The 3,109-nt window shown below is 55.6% G+C and carries 5 protein-coding genes; 3 read left to right on the top strand and 2 right to left on the bottom strand.

Annotated features, from left to right (window positions below):
* The first annotated feature begins 142 nt into the window (after positions 1-142).
* The 3 genes from ABEA12_RS15215 (at position 143) to ABEA12_RS15205 (ending at position 1,819) form a co-directional block, all read left to right on the top strand.
* The gene (locus tag ABEA12_RS15215) at positions 143-715 is read left to right on the top strand and encodes a recombinase family protein (protein WP_210102367.1); all 573 of its coding nucleotides are present in this window, start codon (positions 143-145) and stop codon (positions 713-715) included.
* 144 nt (positions 716-859) lie between these two features.
* Entirely contained in the window at positions 860-1,522 is a 663-nt protein-coding gene (locus ABEA12_RS15210; protein ID WP_210102368.1) for a cyclodeaminase/cyclohydrolase family protein, read from the top strand.
* Positions 1,523-1,624: 102 nt separating this feature from the next.
* Positions 1,625-1,819 (top strand): hypothetical protein, encoded by a 195-nt coding sequence (locus tag ABEA12_RS15205; protein ID WP_210102369.1) that lies wholly within the window; start codon positions 1,625-1,627, stop codon positions 1,817-1,819.
* Positions 1,820-2,471: 652 nt separating this feature from the next.
* Here ABEA12_RS15205 and ABEA12_RS15200 read toward each other — a convergent pair.
* The gene (locus ABEA12_RS15200; RefSeq protein WP_210102370.1) at positions 2,472-2,711 is read right to left on the bottom strand and encodes a hypothetical protein; all 240 of its coding nucleotides are present in this window, start codon (positions 2,709-2,711) and stop codon (positions 2,472-2,474) included.
* Positions 2,712-2,852: 141 nt separating this feature from the next.
* On the bottom strand, positions 2,853-3,109 hold a 257-nt coding region (locus ABEA12_RS15195), incomplete at its 5' end, for a MerR family transcriptional regulator (RefSeq protein ID WP_345468842.1).

Below are 3,109 nucleotides of genomic sequence, written 5' to 3'. Positions count from 1 at the left end.
GGGTATACCCCAACTAGACGTAAGACTGGCATATTAAATGATGTCATATTAGGGTTCGTATTCTTATTAATGGACAGAGTTTGGTCGAGCTCATAGAATCTAACCTGACAATGAGCAGGGTTTTCTAATTTTGGGGGAGTCAGTGGCAGGGCAGCGACTTGGATACGTGCGGGTGAGTACCTTGGATCAAAATGAGCAACGCCAGCTCGAAGGCCAAACTCTTGACCAGGTGTTCACCGATCATGCTTCGGGCAAGGATACGAAGCGTCCGAAGCTTGATGAGCTGATCAGGTTCGCCCGAGCGGGGGACACCGTGCTGGTGCACTCTATGGACCGCCTGGCCCGAAACCTCGACGACCTTCGGTCGGTGGTGCAAAAACTGACCGGCAAGGGTGCCCGGGTGGAATTCGTGAAAGAAGGCTTAGTGTTCACGGGGGAGGACTCCCCGATGGCGAACCTGATGCTCTCGGTCATGGGAGCCTTCGCCGAGTTCGAACGCTCCCTTATTAAGGAACGCCAACGCGAAGGAATCGCCCTGGCCAAAACGCGTGGAGTCTACAAGGGACGCAAACGTTCACTGAGTCCTGATCAGGTCAGTGAGTTGGTGGCCTTGGCTGTCAAGGGTGTCCCCAAAGCGCAACTTGCCAGGGATTACGGGTTGAGCAGGGAAACGGTATATCAGTACCTGCGAAGAGCGGAACGGTCCACCGGGTAGATGCTGGCACCAAACACTGAAATATTCGTAGTTGGGGGCACAACCTGCGCTCCGCGGCATCGAATTCTCTACAAGGAATTCTGTTTCGTAGCCAATACTGCAAAATCGAAGCTAAATGTAGACCTTTAAGGCACACTGTGTGTCATGGGTGACACTGTGGAGATCACAACGCAGAATACGACTGTTGAGGAATGGACGTGGGCTCTGGCTCAGTCCACAGGCTCGCCGGGCGGTGGTGCCGGCGCTGGCTTGATGCTTGCCATTGCCGCTTCTTTGACGTCAATGGTTGCCGGTTATACCCAAACCTCCGAAGATCAGAGACCGGAACTTAGCCTCATCCTCCAACGGGCCCACGAACTGCGTCACGAGGCATTGCGTTTGGCCGATGAGGATGCAGCGGCGTCCAAGGCCTTCGGCGCCGCATTTCGTTTGCAACCGGGTTCGGCGAGAGATTCTGCAATATCCGAGGCGTCGGTGGAGGCGGCCAAGGCCTCAGCTGTTTTGGGCCAGAAAGCGATCGAAGCCATCGAAGACCTGGCATGGCTTTCCACCTATGGAAACCGGGCGCTCATTGCCGATGTTGTCGTTGGGTTCGGTGCCTTGCGATCCACGCTGGCAGGGGCACGCACCAATGTCAGTTTTGACCTTTCGACGCTCACTGCAGCAGGGCAAACGCTGGAGGAAATTCGCGCACAGCATCCGGTTCTTTGGTCCATGGTCGGAAAACTAAATGAGGGCATTGAACGGATAGATGGCCTCATGGCTGGTCTTGATCCCGAGGCGGCACCCACGGATGATATGTCCTAGAACAATGCTCGTTTTCCGCCTTCGACGCGTTTTAGTTTCATGTGGACCGGAGCTTGAAAGTACGCAAAAGCGAAGTAATCGACCTGTAGGAAGGACACTGAGGTGGACTCGATCAATCAGCTCATTGTGCAAGCTGAGGCACTGGGAGAATATGCGGCGGATCGTTTGCATGGGTTGAGTGCCAGAATCATCGTGGTTCCCGAACGCAATGCACACCACCCCGGATATGACACCGGGGATCTGGTGCTTCAGGCCTACCGTTCCTATGGGGTGGAGGTGGTGCGGTCCATTTTGTAAGGCTATCAACGGGGGTACAACGCACGGGCAACCGAATGACGAGGGTTAGTACTCCGCTTTGTTCAGATTACCAATGGCGTGGGGGAGGCTCTTCCCCACGCCACTGAAGGGGAAAAAGCAGCAATCACTGCAGCGTTGCAAAGCGACTAGACGCCTGTGCGCTTAGGTGTCACCAGAGAACGGGTACACCGGATATGTCGAACCCCTGGACGTCACGCTGGTTGTGAGCTACCAGGTAATTTCCTCATGATGGGAGGGGGCAGCCTTGACAGGTGCCACGCAGGATACTCCCGTGAACCAGAACCAGGCAGTTCGCGCACCAGTATTATCTCCAACCGCACGGGATCAAGACGGCTTGGCTTACCTTCCCACCACCAGCGGCGAAATGAACGTTTAGGCAGTCCTCGACTACCAAGAGACAGGATGAAAGTGCATCTCTTGGGGGTACTGAGCGGGTTTCTCAGGTCTTTGACCCGTCACCGAATTGAGGCACCACCGTTTAGATCCCTCCCTGATTCGTTAGCCCCAGGTGGCGCCCCATCCGCAGGTACGGATCAAGCATCGGCGTGTCCCCGGATATCTGCTCACAGCATGGGTCAGCAGACTGCATATAGAAAATAAGCACCCTACTGCTCTGGGTGCTTACCGGAACCTATGCTTCCGGAGGATCCTCATCATCGCTGGACTCATCGAAGTACGCATCGAATCCAGGGTCTTCTTCTGGCTCCAGCTCGCTGTCGTGCGCTTCGTCCCACACCACCATTCGTTCACTATCCGTCCCGATGTGGAGCTCATCGTCGAGGTCCAGGGGTCGGGCATCATCGGGGGCGATGACGCCTTGCGCGATGGCCGTGGCATCAGCAGGGTCCAGGGGTTCAATAACTTCACTCATTGATCTGCTTCCTGTTCACAAGTGGTTCCAAGAAACGCTATGGCTCGGGTTACCGCGGTAGGACAGGCTGAGAAGTGATTCAAGGCCGGTCAACCGTGGATGGTCTTCACCCTCGTTGCGTATCGAAGCGTAGGAGTGGAATCAGTCTTTTGGGGTCTTCTGCTGCTTGTTGGGCTTCGCGTCCTGCTGGTCGAGTTCGTTTCTCAGCGAGGTGTTTTCTGCCTCCAAAGACAGAACAAGTCGGATTCCCGACAGATTCAGCCCCTGAGCCAGGAGGTGGGAGATCCGACGCAGGATATCGAGATCCGCTTCGCTGTAGCGGCGGGTTCCCCCTTCAGTGCGTTGAGGGTCTAAGAGTCCCTTGCGTTCATAAAGGCGCAGGTTTTGCTGACCTGTGC

Origin of the sequence: Paeniglutamicibacter antarcticus (assembly GCF_039544305.1) — a bacterium.
Lineage (GTDB): Bacteria > Actinomycetota > Actinomycetes > Actinomycetales > Micrococcaceae > Paeniglutamicibacter > Paeniglutamicibacter antarcticus_C.
This window is presented reverse-complemented; position numbering and strand designations above follow the sequence as displayed.

What these genes read in the sequence shown, in the direction of transcription:
- ABEA12_RS15210 (WP_210102368.1), top strand. Translation starts at nt 860, where the DNA reads ATGGGTGACACTGTGGAGATCACAACGCAGAATACGACTGTTGAGGAA.
- ABEA12_RS15200 (WP_210102370.1), bottom strand. Translation starts at nt 2,711, where the DNA reads ATGAGTGAAGTTATTGAACCCCTGGACCCTGCTGATGCCACGGCCATC.